Origin of the sequence: Rhizobium sp. ZW T2_16 (assembly GCF_044987325.1) — a bacterium.
GTDB classification, from domain to species: Bacteria; Pseudomonadota; Alphaproteobacteria; order Rhizobiales; family Rhizobiaceae; genus Neorhizobium; species Neorhizobium cellulosilyticum.
The window spans coordinates 1-21,407 of the sequence record NZ_JBJDRG010000003.1; the positions used below are offsets into that span (position 1 = coordinate 1).

The following is a 21,407-nucleotide window of genomic DNA, read 5'->3' on the forward strand; positions in this document are numbered from 1 at the left end:
GCCCTCCCCACAAGGGGGAGGGCTTAACCCAGCCTCACCGCCAGCGTTCACAGGTGAAATGGGCGGCTGCCGCGATTTTTCTCCCCCCTTGTGGGGGAGATGGCCGGCAGGCCAGAGGGGGACTTCGCCATCCGCAAAAGGCTCACGGCAACAAGAGATATCAAGACCACCAAACCCAACGAAAGGAGACCCCGAAATGACGATCCAGGCACCCATCAAGACCCATGTAAAAGAACGGGCGGAGGAGCAGGCAAGCGCCATGACCGCCGATCAGCAGGCAGCGATCCGCTCGCTTGCCAATGACCTGCACCGGCTGAACCATGCCGTCATGAAAGCAGTCGAGGCCGGCGTTTCGGTCGAGCTGATCCGTTCGGCGCGGCATCACGGCGGCGACGGCCACTGGGGCGACCTTATGGTTCCCGTCGTCATGACCAACAGGCTTCAGTAGCGGCGGGTGCAAGATTGCCGGGTCGGACCGCACCGTCCCGCAATTTGTCGCAAATTCAGCAGTCAGAGTTTCACACTTGTGCTGGAATTGCCTCAAACACCGGCCGGACAAGAGCCGGGCCGATGGAGCCATTAGGGAGCCTCTTGGGAGCCCTTCGGCCACCATACCTTTTCATCTCCCTGCCAACAGAAAGGGCGGCCTCAAGCCGCCCTTTCTTACATCTGGTTGCCGATCTTCAAGAGACGCCGTTCAGGCGGCCTTGCTGTAGCGATAAGAAGACTGCGTGCCCGTGGCGGCCGCATCGATGCGGAACTGCTGCAGCAGGTCGAACAGGGCTTCGGTCTCTGCCGCCAGGCGCTGGCTTGCCTCACTGGTTTCGGCCACCATTGCGCCGTTCTGCTGGGTCATCTGATCCATCTGGTTGACGGACTGATTGATGTTGGACAGCGCTGCCGACTGGTCGCGGCTGGCGGTGGCGATGGTTTCGACATGCTGGCTGATGACGACGATCTCGCTGCTGATCGTGGCGAGTACTTCGCCGGCCTGCTGGACGAGCGAGACACCGGAACCGACCTCGTTGGTCGCCTGATTGACCAAGCCTTTGATTTCCTTGGCCGCATCGGCTGAGCGCTGCGCCAGTTCACGCACTTCCTGCGCGACAACCGCAAACCCCTTGCCGGCTTCACCCGCGCGGGCCGCCTCGATACCGGCATTCAGAGCGAGAAGGTTGGTCTGGAAGGCGATGTCGTCAATCACCTCGATGATCAGTTCGATCTTCTGCGACGCGTCTTCGATACGCCCCATGGCCTCGACAGCATTCTTGACGACGGTGCCGGAATTGTCGGCATTCTTCTTCGTGTGACCAACGGCCTCGTTCGCCTCGCGGGCACGATCGGCGGAAGAGCGCACGGTTGCCGTGATTTCCTCGACAGCAGCCGCGGTCTCCTCCAGCGAAGCCGCCTGGCTTTCGGTGCGGCGAGACAGATCAGCGGACGAATGGCTGAGATCGGCGCTGCTCTTCTGGATTGCCATCGTGCTCTGACGAATGTGGGACAGCGTGTCGCGCAGCTTGAGGATCGAACCGTTGAAATCGGTGCGCAGCGGTTCCAGCTTGCCGGAGAAAGGCTGGTCAATAGTGACCGAGAGATCCCCCTGCGACAGGCGCGACAGGGCCGTGCCGAGTGCTGCGACAGCCTGATCAATCTGGCTGTCGACCATGCGCTTGTCACTGTCGTTGCGTTCGCGTTCGGCTTCGGCCTCTGCCCGTTCCATGGCACTCTGATGCTCGATGCGCAGTTTTTCGAGCGCGTTGTCGCGGAAGACCTGCAGGGCGCGGGCAATGTTGCCGAACTCGTCAGAGCGTGCGGTGTAAGGGATCTCGGACTTGTTGTCGCCATCGGCAATCGCCCGGACGGAGCCGGTCAGGACGCCGAGCGGGCTGACGAGTCTGCGAATGACGAAATAGCTGGCAACGGCAATGAAGAGAAGCGCAAGCAGCGAGGAGACCATCAAGGCCGTGCCGGCAGAGGCGATATGGGCGAAATAGACCTCCATCGGGATGCCGATGAAGAGTACGCCGCTGACAGCGCCGGAGGCGTTCACAACGGGATAATAGGCGGTCATGAAATCGCGGCCGAAAAGAACGGCCGGGCCATAATAGGCCTCGCCTTTGGCCAGAGCCTTCTGTGCCGGGTGATCGGCGACGAGCTTGGTGCCGACGGCACGTTCGCCCTTCTCGTTCTTCACGTTAGTGGAGATGCGGACATAATCGCCGCCCTGCTTCTCGAACACCGTCGCTACGCCACCGATGGAGCCGGCGGTACGATCGACAAGATCATGGCCCTGAAGTGCCCCCTCGCCGGCAGTAACCTTGGCGAGCTTTCCGTCAGAAAGTGCTGTTTTTGCACTCACCACAGCCGTCTCATAGATTAACGCCATCGTCCGGATGGACTTGTGCGTATCCTCCACAGCCGTTTCCATGATGTCCTTGCGAAACGTGTTGTAGGCAAGGCCGGAAACGGCGGAGACTGCAACCACGATAAGAAAGAGACAAAGAAATACAATTTTAGTGACGACCGAAGAAGGTACGATCTTTTTCATGGGGAGCCTTTGTGGGTGTAAATTTCCCACACACACTCGCCGACATAGGTGAAATTTTTGCTAAACTTGACAAACGTCAAGAATTTGGAGGCGGCCGCGCAAAGCAAACCAGCCCAAAGCCACTGAAAAACCGATTAAATTAGCGTACCGCTTAAAACAGTACCGGTACGGCCAAAAGTGCAGCCGTGGTTCCAGCGGCAATCATCAGCATGCTGAAACGAAAGAGTTTTGCGCGGTCATCCGCCTTGGCAATTGCAATGGCGCGGGTACGGCGAGCATTCGGCATGGATTGGAACTCCGAGACGATAATCAAACCTATAGTGGCAGCCTTTTTCGATCTTGAACATCAAAATAAGCTGGGATTATGGCAGGATCAGTTCGTTACATTAAGAAGTGCTGAACGATAACACCACAACCGGAGCCATGCGGGCGTGAATGCCAGGATCAAAGCGCTTCTCCGCAGACATGGCCCGACGACCACGCCCATTGAAAATTGTAGCCGCCGAGCCAACCAGTGACGTCGACGCATTCGCCGATGAAGTATAGGCCGGGAACAGACTTTGCCTGCATCGTCTTGGAATCGAGTTCCGAAGTATCGATGCCACCGAGCGTGACTTCGGCCGTGCGATAACCTTCGGAGCCTGCCGGACGGATTCGCCAGTCCTGGATCGAAGCGGCGACAGCGTCGAAAACCTTGTCTGAACAGTCCGCAAGCTTCGTTGCCGCGGGATGTTTCTCGGCGAAGAACTGCGCAAGCCGCTTGGGCAGGATATCGGAAAGCGCCGTCTGCACCAACTGCTTGCCGTTGGCCTTGCGGGCAGCCTTCAGGTCGTCGGCGATCCGGCGATCCGGTTCGATCACGAGCGTGATCTCGTCACCTTCACGCCAATAGGACGAGATCTGCAGGATCGCGGGACCGCTCAAGCCGCGATGGGTGAAAAGCAGAGCCTCGCGGAAGCTGGTCTTGCCATGGCGGATTTCGGCGGGTGCGGCGATGCCCGAAAGCGGCGCGAGCTTTTCCAGAAGCCCCGGATCGAGCGTCAGCGGCACGAGGCCAGGGCGGGTTTCGACGAGCTTCAGATCGAACTGCCTGGCGATGTCATAAGCGAGACCGGTCGCGCCCATTTTCGGGATCGACTTGCCGCCGGTGGCAACGACGACGGAGCCGGCTTCGATCGTCTCGCCGGTGGAGGTGACGATGCGAAAACCGTCAGCGCTCCCTTCCACCGAGGTGACGCCGGTCTGGAGTTCGAGCTTGGCCCTTACCGCTTCCATCTCTGACAGCAACATGCGGATGATGTCCTTGGCGCTTTCATCGCAGAAGAGCTGACCCAGTGTCTTTTCGTGGAAGGCGATGCCGTGGCGGTTCACCAGATCGATAAAATCCTGCGCCGAATACCGGGCGAGTGCTGATTTGACGAAATGCGGGTTGGAAGAGAGATAATTCTTCGGGCCGGCATGAATATTGGTGAAGTTGCAGCGACCGCCACCGGAAATGCGGATCTTCTCGCCCGGAGCCTTGGCGTGGTCGAGAACCAGAACGGAACGCCCACGCGCACCGGCGCGGATCGCGCACATCATGCCGGCGGCACCGGCGCCGAGGATCACCACATCGAATTTACGGGCCAATCATCACTCCATTGGTTGCCGCTTTCGCTGTTCGACATAGTTCACCCAAAGTCAACGCCTCCCCCTCGCCAATTGCCGATCGGTGGCTATGATGGGAACATTCGATCAACCTCACCCGGTGTGTCATGCCAACCAAAAAAGCCAATCCCGCTGCAGTTGAAGTCGGTACGGTCGCCAAGGCCGCCGTCGCCCAACCAACGTTGACCTCGCTTCGCGGCGTGGCAGACTGGCAGGAGGCCGCGGCATGGCTGCGCGCGCGAGGGATCGAAGATATCGAATGCATCACGCCCGACCTTGCCGGCGTGCCGCGCGGCAAGATGATGCCGTCGTCGAAATTCACCTCCAACACATCGCTGGCGCTGCCATCGGCGCTCTACAGGCACACGATTTCCGGCGAATATCCGGAAGAGACCGAGAGCTTCCGCTACGAGCCGCGCGACAGCGATCTCAAGCTGATGCCGGATCTTTCGACGCTCTCGGTCGTGCCGTGGGAAACCGATCCGACAGCGCAGGTGATCTGCGACATCGTCAACACGGAAGGCAACGCTGTCGCCTATACGCCGCGCAACGTGCTGAAGAACGTTGTGCGACTCTACACAGAGCGTGGCTGGAAGCCGGTCGTGGCTCCGGAAATCGAATTTTATCTGGTCGCCAAGAACGACGACCCGGATTATCCGCTGCATCCGCCGAAGGGCCGTTCCGGCCGCGCGATTCTCGGTGGACAGGGTTATTCGATTGCCGGCATCAACGAGTTTGACGAGTTGATCGACGATATCTACCACTTCTCCGAAAAGCAGGGACTGGAGATCGATACGCTGATCCACGAAGAAGGACCGGCGCAGCTCGAAATCAACCTGCGTCACGGCGATCCGGTGGAACTGGCCGACCAGGTATTCATGTTCAAGCGGACGATCCGCGAAGCGGCGATGAAACACGGCATCTACGCGACCTTCATGGCCAAGCCGATGCAGGGCCAGGCGGGGTCGGCCATGCACATCCACCAATCCGTCGTCGATATCGATACGGGCAAGAACATCTTCTCGCAGAAGGACGGCAAACCTTCGAAGGAATTCTTCCAGTTCATCGGCGGGATGCAGACCTATATTCCGAAGGCGCTGGTGATGATGGCGCCTTACGTGAACTCCTACCGCCGCCTGACGCCGGACATGGCGGCGCCGGTCAATACCGCCTGGGGTTACGACAACCGCACGACGGCTTTCCGCGTGCCGGTTTCCGATCCGGTGGCAAGGCGCGTCGAAAACCGGCTGCCGAGTTCGGATGCCAATCCGTATCTGGCACTCGCTGCGTCGCTCGGTTGCGGTTTGCTCGGCATCATGAACAAGATCGATCCGACACCGCCGACGGACGAATCCGCCAACGAAGGCGCGATCGACCTGCCGCGCGATCTCCTGAAAGCTGTCTCGCTGCTGGAAGAGGAGCCGGCGCTGGCGGAGGTGTTCAGCAAGGAGTTCATCGGTATCTATGCAGGCGTCAAACGCGGGGAATTCGAGACCTTCATGCAGGTGATCAGCCCGTGGGAGCGCGAGTTCCTGCTTCTCAACGTTTAAGGTGAGCAGCATGGATACATGGCAGAGCCCGATCGCGCCGGGTCTTTCCTGGTATCAGGCGAGCGTCGAGGAACGCCCCACCTATCCCACACTCGACGGCTCGCAGGCGGTGGATGTAACGATCATCGGCGGCGGCTATACCGGATTGCAGGCAGCCTGTAATCTGGCGGCTTCCGGCGTCTCCGTGGCGCTGATCGAAGGCGGGCACTTCGGCGATGGCGGCTCCGGCCGCAATGGCGGGCAGCTCGGCACCGGGCAGCGCTGGTGGCCGGAAGAGGCCGAGAAGGAACTGGGCTACGAACGCTCCAAGCTTTTGTTCGAAATGGCAGAAAACGCCAAGCGGCATCTCCACGATTTTGCGACACTGCATGGCATAGACATGGATTACATGCCGGGCCAGCTCAACGTGTCACACAAACCGGGATATGAGCGCGATTACCGCGCCAATGCGGAGATCGCCGCTGAACGCTATGACTATCCGTACATGACATTCATGGACAAGGCGGAGACGGAAGAGCGGGTCGGCACCAAGGATTATTATTGCGGCGTGCGTGATATCGGCACCGGCCATATCCACCCACTGAAATTCCTGATCGGTCTGGCGAAAGTGGCCAAGGCCGCAGGCGCCGGCATTTACGAGAATACCAGAGCGACGGCGATCCGCCGCGAGGGTACCAAGATCAGGGTCGAGACGCCGAAAGGCACGCTGACATCCGACCGGGTGCTGATCGCCACCAATGCCTATATCGGCGATCTCGAACCGGTCACCTCAGCGCATGTGATGCCGATCGGCTCGTTCATCGCGGCAACCGAGCCGCTCGATGCTTTCCCGCATGTCATTCCGGGCATGGAGGCTGTCTGCGACAGCCGCTTCGTGGTGCGCTATTTCCGCAAGTCGAAGGATAACCGGCTGCTGTTCGGCGGCCGTGAGGTCTATAGTTCGAAAAACCCGAGCGATACGGCGGAAGCGATACGGCAGCAGATCGTCACCACCTATCCGGCCTTGAAGGACGTGCGGATAACCCATGCCTGGGGCGGCAATGTGGGGATCACTCTGCCGCGAAGGCCTTTCGTTCGCCAGGTCATGCCAGGCGTTACCTCCATCGGTGGATATTCCGGCCATGGCGTGATGCTGTCAAATTATTGTGGCAAGCTTTATGCTGAAATGGTCGCTGGAGGCAAAAGCGAGCTCGACGTGCTGGCCGATCTTAACATACCTGCCTTTCCGGGAGGACATGCAATGCGTAAACCACTGCTTTTCCTTGCATTAACCTGGTTTGCGCTAAGAGACCGTATTTGAGGCCGACATTCGGGCTAGCCTTTTTAAATCGATTAGCATAAGACACACCCCAACCACACATGACGAAAGTTGAGCGATGAGCAGCCAGATCATTCCAGTGGAACCATTCGATTGCATCGTCTTCGGCGCGACCGGCGACCTTGCTGAGCGCAAGCTTCTTCCGGCTCTGTATCACCGGCAGATCGAAGGTCAGTTCACGGAGCCGACGCGGATCATCGGCGCGTCCCGTAGCGCGCTTTCCAATGAAGAATACCGCAAGTTCGCCGAGGATGCGCTCAAGGAGCATCTGAAGAAGGGCGAATATGACGAAGCCCAGGTCAAGGCCTTCTGCGAGCGCATCTTCTACATTTCCGTCGATGCCAAGTCCGATCAGGGCTGGGACAAGCTGAAGAAGATTCTCGACGAAGGCACCGGCAAGGAGCGCATTCGCGCTTTCTATCTGGCCGTTGCGCCGGCGATTTTCGGCGCGATTTCGGAAAAGATTCGCGACCACAAGCTGATCACCAAGTCGACGCGCATCGTCGTCGAGAAGCCGATCGGCCGCGACCTCGCCTCGGCGCTGGAACTGAACGACACGATCGGCAAGGTGTTCAAGGAAGAACAGATCTACCGTATCGACCACTATCTGGGCAAAGAGACGGTCCAGAACCTGATGGCGCTGCGTTTTGCCAATGCGCTCTATGAGCCGCTGTGGAACGCCAACTATATCGACCATGTGCAGATCACTGTCGCCGAAGCTGTCGGCCTCGAAGGTCGCGCCGGTTATTATGACACGGCCGGCGCACTGCGCGACATGGTGCAGAACCATATCATGCAGCTGCTTTGCCTTGTTGCGATGGAAACCCCGTCTTCGATGAATTCGGAAGCGGTGCGTGACGAGAAGCTCAAGGTGCTGCGGGCGCTGAAGCCGATCACCGCCGACAATTGCGAAGTGATGACGGTGCGCGGCCAGTACCGCGCCGGTGCCTCCGCGGGCGGCCCGGTCAAGGGTTATCTCGAAGAGCTGGAAGGTGGCGTTTCCAACACCGAAACCTTCGTCGCCATCAAGGCCGAGATCGGCAACTGGCGCTGGGCCGGCGTTCCCTTCTACATCCGCACGGGCAAGCGCCTTGCGAGCCGCGTTTCGGAAATCGTGATTTCCTTCAAGCCTGTGCCGCACAACATTTTCGACACGGCAGCGGGCCGGATTTCGGCCAACCAGCTGATCATCCGCCTGCAGCCGGACGAAGGCGTCAAGCAGTCGCTGATGATCAAGGACCCAGGTCCGGGCGGCATGCGCCTGCGCAATGTCTCGCTCGACATGAGCTTTGCGGAAGCCTTCAACGCCCGCAGCCCGGACGCCTACGAGCGCCTGCTGATGGACACGATCCGTGCCAACCAGACGCTGTTCATGCGTCGCGACGAAGTGGAAGCGGCATGGGAATGGGTCGATCCTATCCTCAAGGGCTGGGAAGAAACCGGACAGGTGGCGCAGGGTTACACGGCCGGCACCTGGGGTCCGAGCCAGGCGATTGCACTGATCGAGCGTGACGGCCGCACCTGGCACGAAGGCTGAAGACCATGGCATCGACTTTTCATGAGTTTGCCAATGGAGCCGATCTCGCCGAAGCGCTAGCCGACAAGGTTGCCAAGCAGCTTTCCGCAGCGATCTCGAAAAAGGGAGCGGCGTCCATCGCCGTTTCCGGCGGGTCGACGCCGAAACGCTTCTTCGAGGCGCTTTCGGGCAAGGATCTCGACTGGACGAAGGTTTCGGTGACGCTGGTCGACGAACGTTTCGTGCCGGCCGACAGCCCACGCTCCAATCATCTTCTGGTCGCAACGCATCTGCTCAAGGACAAGGCTGCGGCCACGACCTTCATCCCGCTCTATCACGAAGCGGCAACGATCGATACAGCCGCGGAAATTGCCACCGGAAAGACGGCTTCGATCTGCAATCCGTTCGATGTCGCGATCCTCGGCATGGGCGGCGACGGACATACTGCATCGTTCTTTCCACGTGGCAATCATCTTGCCAAAGCGCTCAATCTTTCGACGCCACGCGGCGTGATGACCATGGCGGCGGAAGGTGCCGGCGAAGAGCGGCTGACCTTCACTTTCTCAAGTCTCTCCGACGCACCGCTGCTGGTGCTGCATATCGAGGGCCAGGAGAAGAAGGACGTGCTGGCGAAGGCTGAAGCCGGATCGGACGAGAAGAACATGCCGATCCGCGCCGTACTCACCAGAGCGGTTTCACCGCTCGAGATCTACTGGGCGCCCTGAGGCACCTATCGTCCGCCTGGCGCTCGTCAGGCGGCAACACATTGACGAGACATGCAATCCCGGTGGCTTTGGCCTCTCCCAAGCCGGGATTGCCCGAAGGAGGTTTTGACATGGCGGCGCATTCCAGCATTCAGGCGATCACGGCAAGGATCATCGAGCGATCCAAACCGCATCGCGAGGCCTATCTCGACCGATTGCAACGAGCGGTCGCCAAGGGGCCGCACCGGGCGGTTCTTTCCTGCGGGAACCTGGCACATGGATTTGCCGTCTGTTCCCCCGCCGAGAAGGACGCGCTGTCCGGAGACGTCGTTCCGAACCTCGGCATCATCACCGCCTATAACGACATGCTTTCGGCGCATCAGCCCTATGAGACATTTCCGCCGATCATCCGCGAAGCTGCCCGTGAAGCGGGCGGCATTGCACAGGTGGCAGGTGCGGTTCCGGCGATGTGCGACGGCGTCACGCAGGGCCAGCCGGGCATGGAACTGTCGCTGTTCTCGCGCGATACGATCGCCATGGCGGCCGGTATCGGCCTTTCCCACAACATGTTCGACGCTTCCGTCTATCTCGGCATCTGCGACAAGATCGTGCCGGGCCTGGTGATTGCCGCGCTTTCCTTTGGGCACCTGCCGGCCGTGTTCATTCCGGCCGGTCCGATGACCTCGGGCCTGCCCAACGACGAGAAGTCGCGCATTCGCCAGCTCTATGCGGAAGGCAAGGTCGGTCGCACCGAGCTTCTGGAAGCCGAATCCAAGTCCTATCATGGTCCCGGCACCTGCACCTTCTATGGCACGGCCAATTCCAACCAGATGCTGATGGAGATCATGGGCTTCCATATGCCCGGCGCCTCCTTCGTCAATCCCGGCACGCCGCTGCGCGAAGCCCTGACCCGCGAAGCTGCGAAACGGGCACTCGCCATCACCGCCATGGGCAATGAATTTACACCGGCCGGCGAGATGATCGACGAGCGCTCGATCGTCAACGGCGTCGTCGGCTTGCATGCGACGGGCGGATCGACCAATCACACGATGCATTTGGTCGCAATGGCGCGGGCTGCAGGCATTCACCTGACCTGGCAGGATATTTCCGAGCTTTCGGATACCGTACCGCTTCTCGCGCGCGTCTATCCGAATGGGCTTGCCGACGTGAACCATTTCCACGCTGCCGGCGGCATGGGTTTCCTGATCAAGCAGCTTCTTCGCGGCGGTTATGTGCATGACGACGTGCGCACCGTCTTCGGTCACGGGCTGGAAGCCTATACGGTCGAAGCCAAGCTCGGCGCAGACGGACAGGTGACGCGTGAAAGCGTGCCGGAGGTCAGCGGTGACCCGAAGGTCCTGACAACCGTCGACCAGCCGTTCCAGAAGACCGGTGGCCTGAAGATGCTTTCCGGCAATATCGGCCATGGCGTCATCAAGATTTCGGCCGTCAAGCCGGAGCGCCATGTGATCGAGGCACCGGCCGTGATCTTCCACGACCAGCAGGGCCTGCAGGATGCGTTCAAGCGCGGCGAGCTGAACCGTGACTTCATTGCCGTCGTCCGCTTCCAGGGACCGAAGGCGAACGGCATGCCGGAACTTCACCGCCTGACGCCCCCGCTCGGCGTGTTGCAGGACCGCGGCTTCAAGGTCGCCCTCGTCACCGACGGCCGCATGTCGGGCGCATCCGGCAAGGTGCCGGCAGCAATCCACATGACGCCGGAAGCTTCTGACGGCGGCGCGATCGCGAAAATCCGCGAAGGCGACATGATCCGTCTCGACGCGGTTGCCGGAACGCTGGAAGTGCTGGTGGACGCAGCGGAATTCGATGCACGCACGCCGGCCGAAGCCGATCTTTCCGAAAACGAATTCGGTATGGGCCGCGAGCTGTTCTCCGCCTTCCGCCGCAATGTCGGCAGGGCTGATCAGGGCGCAAGCGTTTTTGCCTGAGGCACAGGCTGCGGATCAAACAGCAAAAAGGCGGCCCGGTGGCCGCCTTTTTTGTGTCTATCGATCTATCTTACCAGGTGCGGATATCCATCTTGTGGTCCCGGTGCCTTGGATGGGTGGAGAAGACGAAGATGCGGTTGAGTTCCTTATCGCTCAGCAGGCGCAGGAAGCGGACTTCGATCGTGTTGTTCATGTTGACGCGCATCAGGACACAGCCGACCTTGTTGATGCGGGCATCGGGGATATCGAGATAGAACTGTTCGGGAAGATTATACTGCGTCAGCAGGCCAAGGACCGCGCCGCTCTGGGAAATCTGCACCACATCGCAACGGCGCTGCGCCATGTTGAGTACGGCCTTTTCGGTATATTCGATGCGGCCCGCATTCATCGTGTCTTCCATCTTGAACCGCTGTTCGCGGTCATACATGAATGACTCTTCCTTGTTCAGATAATGATTTTTGTTAATTGGCGCCGCACCCACGACTTTACTCCTATACTTACAGGCGGAGACTAGGTCGTGAAGTTTAACAACGGGTTGGCGAGTCCCGTTTCAGCACAGGACAAATGGACGCTTCACGAAATGTGGTGAACTCACCCTTACCGACGAGGGCATTGCGCCTCTCTTCGAAACGCGAAAACGAGCAAGCTAATTCCGCCAGCGCAAATCGGGACGCAGAAACGGCCTTCTCGTTTCACAGGGCCTTCATCAGACCCGATATGTCCTGCCTTCTGCATTAAAAAGATGCAGCTTTTGAGGAGCAGCCTTGAGGCGAACGATATCGCCCTTCGAGACATCGGACTTGCCGGGCAATTTGACGATGACCGGCTCTTCGCCGGCTCCGCCTTCGAGATAAAGCAGGGTCACCTCGCCCAGCGCTTCCACCAGCAAAACGCGGCCCTCAAAGAGGTAGTCGTCATTTATGCAAATCTCCAGATCTTCTGGACGAACGCCGAGACTTGCCTTCGCGCCCCTGTCGGTAGCGGGTACCGTGATCGGTACGCTCGTTGACTGGGCACCCTTGAGAGTGACCAAGGTTTCGGCGCCGGGTTCGCCGATCGTCACCGGCAGGATGTTCATTGCCGGCGAGCCTATGAAACGCGCAACGAAAAGATTGGCCGGGCGCTCGTAAAGCTCCAGCGGCGGCCCGACCTGCTCGATCTTTCCAGCGGACAGAACGACGATGCGATCCGCCAGCGTCATGGCCTCGACCTGATCGTGGGTGACGTAGATCATCGTCGTGTCGGAAAGCTTGTCCTTGAGCTTGGCGATCTCGATGCGGGTCGCGACACGCAGCGCCGCATCGAGGTTCGACAGGGGCTCGTCGAACAGGAAGACCTTAGGATTGCGGCAGATGGCGCGACCGATCGCGACACGCTGGCGCTGGCCACCGGAGAGCGCTTTGGGCAGACGTTCGAGATAGGGCGTGAGCTGCAGGATATCGGCCGCCGCGCGAACGCGGCGATCGATCTCGGTTTTGCTTTCGCGGGCGATCCGCATGCCAAAAGCCATGTTGTCGTAAACAGTCATATGCGGATAGAGCGCATAGGACTGGAAGACCATGGCGATGCCGCGGCGCGAGGGAGGGACTTCATTGACAACCTCGCCATCGATGGACATCTCACCGGAAGTCACGGTTTCGAGCCCGGCGATCATCCGAAGCAGAGTCGATTTTCCGCAGCCGGACGGACCGACGAAGACGATGAATTCGCCCTGTTCTATCGTGAGGTCGATGCCATGCAGCACCTTGACCTGACCATAGGACTTGCGGATTTCCTTGAGCGTTACGCCGGTCATGACCGTCCTCCCCTGTTCCCTATCTCACACGTGCCGTGCGAAGAACGCGCCCCACGCCGGCAGCTCGATCTGGCGGCCTTCAAATGGAGTCTCAAACCCATGCCCTTCCAGCACTTCCCAATTCCCGTCCGGCAATGCTGTCGATGAGGAATTAGGGCTCATGTTGAACATGCACAGGATGGTCTCGTTGCCATATTGCCTTTCATAGGCAAGCAGCGGTTCCTCGGTGGCCAGGAACGAGATCTCGCCCTTCGACAAAGCCGGATTTGTCTTTCTAAAGGCGAGGAAGCGACGATACTGTTCCAGCACCGAAGCCGGGTCGCCATATTGGGCGCTGACAGCCTTCAACTGATGCTCGACCGGGATGGGCAGCCATGTGCGTTCCGCAGTCGAAAAACCCGCCTGCAGCGCCTGCGCATCCCACGGCATAGGTGTGCGGCAGCCGTCGCGGCCCTTGAATTCTGGCCAGAACTGGATGCCGTAAGGATCCTGCAGATCGGCATAAGCGATATCTGCTTCCGTCAGGCCCAGTTCCTCTCCCTGATAGATGCAGACCGAGCCGCGCTGGGACAGAAGGATGGCGGAGAGCATCTTGGCGTAGCCGTCGCGATCAAGGACCTCCTGGCCCCAGCGGCTGACATGACGCACCACATCGTGGTTTGAAAAGGCCCAGCAGACCCAGCCTTCCGGCGCTGCGGCCGCAAACGCATGCTGGGTTTCCTCCACGCGTGCTGGCGTCAACACATCTGGCGCCAGGAATTCGAAGGCGTAGCACATATGCATCTTGTCGCCGCCGGACGTGTATTCGCCGACGATCTCCAGCCCGCGCTGGCTATCGCCGACCTCGCCGACGGCGGCGATGGCGGGGAACTCGTTCAACACGGCACGGAAACGCTTGAGGAAGTCGATGTTTTCCGGGCGGCTCTTGTCGTAGAGATGCTCCTGGAAGTTATAGGGATTGACCGCAGGCGCGGTGGAGGCGTTACGGCGCGAAGGGTCGAGCGCCGGATTGTCGCGCAGCTCCTTGTCGTGGAAATAGAAGTTGATCGTGTCGAGACGAAAACCATCGACACCACGCTTCAGCCAGAAGCGGGTCAGATCGAGCAGCGCATCCTGCACCTCGGCATTATGCAGGTTCAGGTCCGGCTGGGAGGTAAGGAAATTGTGCATGTAATATTGCATGCGCGTCGGATCCCAGTGCCAAGCGGATCCGCCGAAAATCGACAGCCAGTTATTGGGCGGTGAACCATCCGGCTTGGCATCCGACCAGACATACCAGTCGGCCTTGGGGTTGAAGCGAGAAGACCGGCTTTCGATGAACCAGGGATGCTGGTCGGACGAATGGGACATCACGAGGTCGATCATCACCTTGATACCGAGGCGATGGGCTTCGGCGATCAGGCCGTCGAAATCTGACAGCGTGCCGAACATCGGATCGACATCGATGTAATTCGAGACATCGTAACCGAAATCCTTCATCGGCGACGGAAAGAAGGGCGAGATCCATACGGCGTCGGCACCAAGCGCTGCGATATGCGGAAGGCGGGCGGTAATGCCCTTGAGGTCACCGATGCCGTCACCGTTGGAATCCTGAAAGGAGCGCGGGTAAATCTGATAGATCACGGCACCGCGCCACCAATCCCGGTCCGGGGCATTGCTGGGCGTCGCTGCGGCTTCTGCGGAAATGCTCATTCAATATCCTTGTTGGTTCTGGTGATCGTCCGCGGCCTCAGCCGCCCTTGACGGAGCCTGCCAGCAGGCCGCGAACGAGATAACGCTGCAGTGCAAAAAAGACGATAATCGGGACGATAATGGTGATGAAGGCGGAAGCGGTGAGGATTTCCCACTTTCCACCCATGGAACCGAGCAGCGCATTGAGTGCGCCTGTCAGCACCAGCTGGTCCTTGCCGGTGCCGAGGAAAACCATGGCAACGAGAAGGTCGTTCCAGGTCCAGAGGAACTGGAAGATGGAGAAAGAAGCCAGTGCCGGGAAAGACAAAGGCAGCACGATGCGGACGAAGATCTCGAAGTCGCTGGCGCCATCGACACGGGCGGATTCGATCACTTCCTTCGGCAGACCGGCGATGTAATTGCGCAGGAGATAGATGGCGAGCGGCATGCCGAAGGCGGCATGCGCCAACCAGATGCCAACATAGCTGCGCGACGCAATGCCGAAGAAGGCACCGATCTCGTTATACATCTTCAGCAGCGGGATAAGCGACATCTGCAGCGGCACGACGATCAGGCCGACAACGACGGCGATGATGATCGCGCGGCCGGGGAACTGCATCCATGACAGCGCGTAGGCCGCAAAAGCCGATATCAGGATGGGGATGATCGTTGCCGGGATGGCGACGGTCAACGAATTGATGAAGGCCTGACCGATGCCTTGAGAGGTCAGAACCGTGCGGTAATTATCGAGCGTGAAGGACGGCGGCTGCGCGACGGAAAGATAGACACGCTTGCCGCGCTTGTCCGTGAAGGGCGCGTTCTTGGAATAGACATAAGTGCCGTCCTCATTGACGGTCAGCGTCTCGCCGTCGCCAAGATCAGCAGCTTCACCGGCTGTAAATTCCGTCGGAGCGGCGACTTTGGTGCCGAAGGCGCGGACGCTGCCTTTCGGGCCGGTATCGGCGCCATCGAAGACCGAACCGGAAATCACGTAGTTGGGGCCGTCCTGTCTTGCGGTCGAAGGCTCGCCGAGTCGGGCCGCACTGGTTTCGGCTGCTCCGCTGAAGGCCGTCCACCAGCCGGATGAGGCGATCTGGCCCGGCTCTCGCAAGGACGTCACGAGAATGCCGATCGTCGGGATGAGCCAGAGGATGCAGATGACCAGAACGGAGAAGTGAACGATCAGGCGAGGCAAGCCGATACGGCGGAGATTTATCGCTGCGTTCATGTCAGTGCCCTCCCCGGTCTTCGCTGGCCTGGCGGATGTTCCAGATCATGATCGGTGTGACAGCCGCCATGATGACGAGCGCGATGACGGCGCTTCGACCGCTGTCACCACCGCCGCGGAACATCCAGTCGAACATCAGGTTCGCCAGCACCATCGTGTTCCACTGGCCGTTGGTCATGGTCAACACGATGTCGAAAACCTTCAGGACGAGGATGGTGATCGTCGTCCAGACGACCGCGATGGTGCCCCAGATCTGCGGCACCATGATCTTCCAGAAAATCTGCCAGCCATTGGCGCCGTCGATGACCGCTGCTTCGATCGTCTCTTCGGGGATGCCACGGAGTGCGGCTGACAGGATGACCATGGCGAAACCGGTCTGGATCCAGATCAGGATCGCCATGAGGAAAAAGTTGTTCCAGATCGGTATGGCGATCCAGACCTGCGGATCGCCGCCAAAGAACTGCACGATGGCGTTGAGGAGGCCGATCTGGGTGCCGTCTGCGCCGCGATATTCGTAGATGAATTTCCAGATCACGGAAGCACCGACGAAGGAGATCGCCATCGGCATGAAGATCAGGCTTTTTGCGATATTGCCCCACCATATGCGGTCGGTGAGCACCGCGATGACCAGGCCAAAGAAGGTGCAGGCGGCAGGCACGACGGCAAGCCAGAGGATGTTGTTGAAGATCGACTGGCGGAACTGTGCGTCGGTCGCCGCCCACCAGTAATTGGCCAGCCCGACAAAATTGCCGCCTGACCTGTCATAGAAAGACAGGATGAAGGTCGCGATGACGGGATAGACGAGGTAGACGATCATCAAGAGCAGCGCGGGACCGAGGAACAGCCAGGGCCGGATCGCCGCGTGGGTCTTCAGATTGGCCGAGATCCTCTGCACGTCACCCGAGCGCACCGGCAGGATGATCTGCAGCAGCTTGTCGGATAGCCAGTAATAGAGCGCACAGGCAAACACGCCGGCGATTACCGCGCCGAAGGCCGATACGATCTGCGATGCCATGCTGCCCCTCCCAATCTGTGGCTTAAGCGCAGACATTCGTCTGCTTGGCCCCTCACCCTAGAACGTGCCCTGCGCAAAGGCCGAGATTATCGAGACGTTGCGCCTTGCTTCCTTCTCCCCGCATGCGGGGAGAAGGTGCCGGCAGGCGGATGAGGGGCCGCCGACATAATCGAGAGAAGAAGTTTCTACTTCAACCCGTCCCAGGCTTTCTGGATTTCACCTGCGGCCGTCTTTGCATCCTTGCCGCCGACATAGTCGATCATGCCGGTCCAGAAGGCGCCTGCGCCGATCTTGCCGGGCATCTGGTCGGAGGCGTCGAAGCGGAAGGTGGTTGCCTTTGTCAGTAACTCGCCCTGTTTCTTGAGGACTTCGTTGGCATAAGCATCGAGATTGACGCCCTTATATGGCGTCAGGAACGAGGCCTGCGCCATCCACACTTCATGGGCGATCGGCGTTTTCAGGAATTCGATAAAGGCCTTGGCGGCAGGACTAGCCTTGGTGACGGCGAAGAATGTGCCGGCGCCCAAAACCGGCGTGCCAAGTTCAGGCTTGGAGGCATAGGTCGGCATGTAGAAGAAATCGGCATCGACACCGAGTTCCTTGTCCGGCGGGAAGAAGGACGGGACGAAGGATGCCTGGTGATGCAGGTAGCATTTCGGCGGAATGTCGAAGAGGCCGTTGGGGCTGTCGCGGAAGTCGGTCGAGGCAACCGCTGCCACGCCGCCGGCGACATATTTCTCGTTCTTGGCGAACTTGCCGAATTCCTCGATCGCGCCTACCACAGCCGGATCGTCGAACTTCACTTCGTTCGATACCCACTTGTCATAGGTTTCCGGCGTCTGGGTGCGCAGCATCATGTCCTCGACCCAGTCTGTCGCCGGCCAGCCAGTCGCACCGCCGGAACCGAGACCGATGCACCATGGCACCCCGCCATCCTCGACGATCTGGTCGGTCAACGCGATCAGATCCTCCATGGTCTTGGGGATTTCATACCCGGCTTCCTCAAAATTTTCCGGTACGTACCAGACCATGGACTTGAGGTCGGCCTTGAAGGGGAAGCCGAAGTAACCTTCCTTGCCATCCTTGCCCTTGTAGGTGCCGTAGCGAACCCAGTCTTCGCCGGAGCCGTAATTGGTCTTGACCCAGTCGGCGTTTTCCTGGCCAAGCGAGGTGAGAAAACCCTTGGTGGAAAGATCGGCCAGAAGGCCCGGCTGCGGGATGATGGCGATGTTGGGCGGTGACCCTGCCTGGGTATCGATGACGATCTGCTGCTCGTAGTTTTCGGAGGAGGAGTATTTACCGTTGATGCCGGTGGCAGCGTTGAAATAGGCAAGCACGCTGTTGAACAGCACCTCGTCCTCGCCGCGCCACGGACCGAAAAGGGTCAGGCTCTGGCCCTTGAGGTCGGCATGCGCCGCCTTGAAATCCTCATAGCTCTTCCAGTTGAACTTGGCATCCTGACCCGGCGGAAACTTCAGTTCCTGCGCATGTGCCATGCCTGCGATCAAGGCCACCACAGCGGTGCCGATCCAAACAGAAGTCCTCATCAAATCCTCCTCCCTCTCAAAATCGTTTAAGTCGACCTGAAAGATTGCCACATGCGACGACGTGGCAACCGGAGTGATGATTTAACGCTCCCGCTGAGGAATCAAGGGGCTATCGCGCAACCACGGCGCGACAAATGTGCAAATTTTAGAACTTCGGCACGGGTAGGCTGCAGGCGCGGTGTGCGGCGATGACCGTGTTGGCCATCAGCATGGCAATCGTCATCGGCCCGACGCCGCCCGGAACGGGCGTAATCGAGGCAGCAACCTCCGAGGCTTCGGCAAAAGCGACGTCGCCGACGAGCTTGGTCTTGCCCTCACCCTTTTCGGGAGCCGGCACGCGGTTGATGCCGACATCGATAACGGTTGCGCCCGGCTTGACCCAGTCGCGCTTGACCATTTCGGCCCGCCCGACGGCTGCGACAAGAATATCGGCATTGCGGCAGACGGAAGCGAGATCCCTGGTGCGCGAATGCGCCATGGTGACGGTGGCATTGGCCGCGAGAAGAAGCAGGCCCATCGGCTTGCCGAACAGGTTGGAACGGCCGATGACGACGGCATTGAGACCCGAAAGGTCTTCACCATGGACGCGCTTGACGAGCAGCATCGAGCCGGCCGGAGTGCAGGAGATGAGGCCGGTATCGAGGTCGCCCGTGGCAATCTTGCCGGCATTGGCGATGTTCAGGCCATCGACGTCCTTTTCCGGCAGGATGGACTGGATGATGGCATCGCTGTCGAAATGTTTCGGCAGCGGCAGCTGGACGAGAATGCCGTGAACTGCCGGATCGGCGTTGAGCGTGTCGACCAGCGCCTGCAGTTCTTCCTGCGTCGTCTCTTCCGGCAGCGTGTGCTGGATGGAGTTGAAGCCGCATTGCTTGGCCATCTTGCCCTTGGAATTGACATAGGCGTGGCTTGCCGGATCTTCGCCGACGATGACGACCGCGAGGCCCGGCTTGATACCGGTTTTGCCTTCCAGCGATACGGATGCTTCGGTTACGGCGGAAATCACGGAAGCGGCTGCTTCCTTGCCATCGATCACAAATGCCACGGTGAACTCCTCGCTTCTCAGCGTCAAATTAGGGGATCGGCGGAGGGCCGATTGCCCGTGCACGCCCTATGCTGTCCAGATCAGGCAAATGCAAGGAGTTTATGCCGGGTGACACTGGATCAGCCCGTCGCCTTCAGCTGACGGGCAGCGTGTTCGGCCACCAGTTCGCGAAGCTCGGCGAGTTCGCGCTGCAACGTGAGCAACTCTTCCTGATCATAGTCAACGGCGTCATCCCAACGCTGCCAGCTCTCCTCGCCGCGACGTGTCCGGGACTCATCGACCAGGGCTGCAACATGCGGCGGCAAATCCGTCTCTTGCAAAGTCATCCGGTTTTCGATGAGCAAGGAACGCACCCGATCGCCAAAAGCGGTATCGTTTGCAGCCAGCCGTTCCTCGACCGGATCGTCATCGGGAAGGCGCTCATTATGGCCATTTTCATAAAGCAATGCGCTTTCATCAATGGCGTGCGCCGCGGCAGGCTCCGCCTGCAGATCGTGCTCGAGCAAGTCCAGTTGAACGGGCATATCTTCGAATTCGGTCGCAAGCTGCGACTGACGCCGATAACGCAGCGCCGATAACAGGAGACCGGCAAGAAGCCCGAGGAGCGCCCCAAGACCTGAAAGCCTGATCAGGTCGGGACCGAGACGCTCCGCTGAAGCGGGCGATGCAGCGCGCAGAACAGGCGGGAGCGAAACGGCCACGGGCCTGGATGAATTGGATGCCGCTTCGATCTTATCGAGGTTATGGCGGGCCTCTTCGGCTGAAGCATGAAGCGATGAAAGCTGTGCGGCCGTGTCGTTCAACGGCCTGTCCGCATCGAGAGCCGCCTTGCGATCCTTAAGCTCGGCAAGGGCCTTCGTCGTTGTAGCAAGATCATCCTTGAGCGAGGCCACAACCTGGCGCAATGCGCTGCCGATATCCCGTTTGGCACCGTCGAGAGCGCCTTGAGCCGCCACCAGCCGTGGATGAAGCGGACCAAGATTGACCGCGAGCTGCTGGACGGCAAGCTCCGCCTGCACATAACGCTGCCGTTCGTATTCAAGGCCCGTAAATTCCAGGCTGTCGGGAAGCGGCTTGGCAAGCACATCGGCGAGCTTCATCGACGACGCCATCTGCTGCTTTTCAGCCACTTCCGCAAGATGCCGTTCGGTATCGGAGATATCGGTCTCAAGCTTGCGATGCTCGTCCTGCAACGACTGCAGTTTTGCGCGCGTGCCTTCATCCAGCTTGCCGACAAAACCTGTGAGCGCGGATTCGGCCCTGGCGGCCGCCTTGCGCATCGCATCCACCTGCGGACTTGGCGTTTCACCAATATTAGCAACAAGCGAGCGCCGGAGTTCGCTTGCCAGCTGATTGGCGATAACAGCGGCTGTATGGGGATCATCTGCCTTGGCACCGAGCACTATTCTGGCGCCGGCAGCGTCGTAAGAAACGGACATTGCATCGCGTAATTTCTGGCGGGCGACTTCCTCCACCTGCGAAACCGTCGTCACCTCACCCGAAACAACTTCGGAGACAACACGGGCTATGCTGGGGCGGTTTTCCTCTACGCTTGCAAGGTTGAGGGCGCGAATGACATTGTCCAGCACCGTCTTGGAACCCAGCTCTTCGATGGCGGAATGGATCGCTTCGCCGCGCTGGGTGGTGACTGCTACCTGCGTCTCGGCTTTAAATTGGACGCCTTGGAGCTGCATGGCGACGAAAGGTATGGTGATGCCGAAAGCCGCTGTCATTGCCAGCGCCGGACTAAATGTCAGGAAAGCTGAATGGAGCCGGCGAAAGATCGACGGCGTCCCATCGGGCGCTTGCCTGTCCTTTGCATCGGCATACATTGCTCACCACCTCTGCGCGCAGCGGAGCCGCCATTGCCCGCA

At 59.7% G+C, this 21,407-nt stretch carries 17 protein-coding genes; 6 read left to right on the forward strand and 11 right to left on the reverse strand.

Features of this window, described 5'->3' with window-relative positions; translation table 11 throughout:
- The first annotated feature begins 196 nt into the window (after positions 1–196).
- Positions 197–448, forward strand: coding sequence for a hypothetical protein (locus ACI3K0_RS09955; protein WP_148148117.1), 252 nt, complete (start codon positions 197–199; stop codon positions 446–448).
- Between the two features lie 249 nt (positions 449–697).
- Here the strand turns inward: ACI3K0_RS09955 and ACI3K0_RS09960 are convergent, their stop codons facing one another.
- From ACI3K0_RS09960 to ACI3K0_RS09970, 3 genes are all read right to left on the reverse strand, one after another.
- Positions 698–2,548, reverse strand: coding sequence for a methyl-accepting chemotaxis protein (locus ACI3K0_RS09960; RefSeq protein WP_183823252.1), 1,851 nt, complete (start codon positions 2,546–2,548; stop codon positions 698–700).
- 151 nt (positions 2,549–2,699) lie between these two features.
- Positions 2,700–2,834 carry a hypothetical protein gene (locus ACI3K0_RS09965; RefSeq protein WP_280518264.1) on the reverse strand — a complete coding sequence of 45 codons (135 nt, stop codon included), beginning with the start codon at positions 2,832–2,834 and terminating at the stop codon, positions 2,700–2,702.
- Positions 2,835–2,992: 158 nt separating this feature from the next.
- Positions 2,993–4,177 (reverse strand): NAD(P)/FAD-dependent oxidoreductase, encoded by a 1,185-nt coding sequence (locus ACI3K0_RS09970; RefSeq protein ID WP_183823254.1) that lies wholly within the window; start codon positions 4,175–4,177, stop codon positions 2,993–2,995.
- A gap of 125 nt (positions 4,178–4,302) precedes the next feature.
- On the opposite strand from ACI3K0_RS09970, the gene ACI3K0_RS09975 reads away from it, so the two are divergent.
- From ACI3K0_RS09975 to edd, 5 genes are all read left to right on the forward strand, one after another.
- Entirely contained in the window at positions 4,303–5,745 is a 1,443-nt protein-coding gene (locus ACI3K0_RS09975; RefSeq protein WP_148148120.1) for a glutamine synthetase family protein, read from the forward strand.
- Position 5,746: 1 nt separating this feature from the next.
- Positions 5,747–7,045, forward strand: coding sequence for an NAD(P)/FAD-dependent oxidoreductase (locus ACI3K0_RS09980; protein WP_404945296.1), 1,299 nt, complete (start codon positions 5,747–5,749; stop codon positions 7,043–7,045).
- Between the two features lie 76 nt (positions 7,046–7,121).
- Positions 7,122–8,600, forward strand: a complete 1,479-nt coding sequence (gene zwf / locus ACI3K0_RS09985) for a glucose-6-phosphate dehydrogenase (RefSeq protein WP_148148122.1) — start codon at positions 7,122–7,124, stop codon at positions 8,598–8,600.
- Between the two features lie 5 nt (positions 8,601–8,605).
- Positions 8,606–9,304, forward strand: a complete 699-nt coding sequence (gene pgl, locus ACI3K0_RS09990) for a 6-phosphogluconolactonase (protein WP_183823258.1) — start codon at positions 8,606–8,608, stop codon at positions 9,302–9,304.
- A gap of 110 nt (positions 9,305–9,414) precedes the next feature.
- Positions 9,415–11,232 (forward strand): phosphogluconate dehydratase, encoded by a 1,818-nt coding sequence (edd, locus tag ACI3K0_RS09995; RefSeq protein WP_183823260.1) that lies wholly within the window; start codon positions 9,415–9,417, stop codon positions 11,230–11,232.
- A gap of 70 nt (positions 11,233–11,302) precedes the next feature.
- Here edd and ACI3K0_RS10000 read toward each other — a convergent pair whose 3' ends face one another.
- The 8 genes from ACI3K0_RS10000 to ACI3K0_RS10035 form a co-directional block, all read right to left on the reverse strand.
- The gene (locus tag ACI3K0_RS10000; protein ID WP_183823262.1) at positions 11,303–11,659 is read right to left on the reverse strand and encodes a hypothetical protein; all 357 of its coding nucleotides are present in this window, start codon (positions 11,657–11,659) and stop codon (positions 11,303–11,305) included.
- 279 nt (positions 11,660–11,938) lie between these two features.
- Positions 11,939–13,027: an ABC transporter ATP-binding protein gene (locus tag ACI3K0_RS10005; RefSeq protein ID WP_183823264.1), complete on the reverse strand. Its 1,089-nt coding sequence runs from the start codon at positions 13,025–13,027 to the stop codon at positions 11,939–11,941.
- A gap of 24 nt (positions 13,028–13,051) precedes the next feature.
- On the reverse strand, positions 13,052–14,719 hold the full coding sequence (locus ACI3K0_RS10010; protein ID WP_183823266.1) for an alpha-glucosidase family protein: 1,668 nt from the start codon (positions 14,717–14,719) through the stop codon (positions 13,052–13,054).
- Between the two features lie 37 nt (positions 14,720–14,756).
- Positions 14,757–15,926, reverse strand: coding sequence for a carbohydrate ABC transporter permease (locus tag ACI3K0_RS10015; RefSeq protein WP_183823268.1), 1,170 nt, complete (start codon positions 15,924–15,926; stop codon positions 14,757–14,759).
- Between the two features lies 1 nt (position 15,927).
- Complete coding sequence (locus ACI3K0_RS10020; RefSeq protein WP_183823270.1) at positions 15,928–16,941, reverse strand: carbohydrate ABC transporter permease; 1,014 nt, start codon at positions 16,939–16,941, stop codon at positions 15,928–15,930.
- Between the two features lie 185 nt (positions 16,942–17,126).
- Positions 17,127–18,488: an ABC transporter substrate-binding protein gene (locus tag ACI3K0_RS10025; RefSeq protein WP_183823272.1), complete on the reverse strand. Its 1,362-nt coding sequence runs from the start codon at positions 18,486–18,488 to the stop codon at positions 17,127–17,129.
- A 145-nt stretch (positions 18,489–18,633) separates the two neighbouring features.
- Complete coding sequence (gene folD, locus ACI3K0_RS10030) at positions 18,634–19,533, reverse strand: bifunctional methylenetetrahydrofolate dehydrogenase/methenyltetrahydrofolate cyclohydrolase FolD (protein ID WP_183823275.1); 900 nt, start codon at positions 19,531–19,533, stop codon at positions 18,634–18,636.
- Between the two features lie 119 nt (positions 19,534–19,652).
- Entirely contained in the window at positions 19,653–21,365 is a 1,713-nt protein-coding gene (locus ACI3K0_RS10035) for a hypothetical protein (protein WP_404945297.1), read from the reverse strand.
- Between the last annotated feature and the right edge of the window lie 42 nt (positions 21,366–21,407).

What these genes read in the sequence shown, in the direction of transcription:
- ACI3K0_RS09955 (WP_148148117.1), top strand. Translation starts at nt 197, where the DNA reads ATGACGATCCAGGCACCCATCAAGACCCATGTAAAAGAACGGGCGGAG.
- ACI3K0_RS09960 (WP_183823252.1), bottom strand. Translation starts at nt 2,548, where the DNA reads ATGAAAAAGATCGTACCTTCTTCGGTCGTCACTAAAATTGTATTTCTT.
- ACI3K0_RS09965 (WP_280518264.1), bottom strand. Translation starts at nt 2,834, where the DNA reads ATGCCGAATGCTCGCCGTACCCGCGCCATTGCAATTGCCAAGGCGGAT.
- ACI3K0_RS09975 (WP_148148120.1), top strand. Translation starts at nt 4,303, where the DNA reads ATGCCAACCAAAAAAGCCAATCCCGCTGCAGTTGAAGTCGGTACGGTC.
- zwf (WP_148148122.1), top strand. Translation starts at nt 7,122, where the DNA reads ATGAGCAGCCAGATCATTCCAGTGGAACCATTCGATTGCATCGTCTTC.
- pgl (WP_183823258.1), top strand. Translation starts at nt 8,606, where the DNA reads ATGGCATCGACTTTTCATGAGTTTGCCAATGGAGCCGATCTCGCCGAA.
- edd (WP_183823260.1), top strand. Translation starts at nt 9,415, where the DNA reads ATGGCGGCGCATTCCAGCATTCAGGCGATCACGGCAAGGATCATCGAG.
- ACI3K0_RS10000 (WP_183823262.1), bottom strand. Translation starts at nt 11,659, where the DNA reads ATGTATGACCGCGAACAGCGGTTCAAGATGGAAGACACGATGAATGCG.
- ACI3K0_RS10005 (WP_183823264.1), bottom strand. Translation starts at nt 13,027, where the DNA reads ATGACCGGCGTAACGCTCAAGGAAATCCGCAAGTCCTATGGTCAGGTC.
- ACI3K0_RS10010 (WP_183823266.1), bottom strand. Translation starts at nt 14,719, where the DNA reads ATGAGCATTTCCGCAGAAGCCGCAGCGACGCCCAGCAATGCCCCGGAC.
- ACI3K0_RS10015 (WP_183823268.1), bottom strand. Translation starts at nt 15,926, where the DNA reads ATGAACGCAGCGATAAATCTCCGCCGTATCGGCTTGCCTCGCCTGATC.
- ACI3K0_RS10020 (WP_183823270.1), bottom strand. Translation starts at nt 16,941, where the DNA reads ATGGCATCGCAGATCGTATCGGCCTTCGGCGCGGTAATCGCCGGCGTG.
- ACI3K0_RS10025 (WP_183823272.1), bottom strand. Translation starts at nt 18,488, where the DNA reads ATGAGGACTTCTGTTTGGATCGGCACCGCTGTGGTGGCCTTGATCGCA.
- ACI3K0_RS10035 (WP_404945297.1), bottom strand. Translation starts at nt 21,365, where the DNA reads ATGTATGCCGATGCAAAGGACAGGCAAGCGCCCGATGGGACGCCGTCG.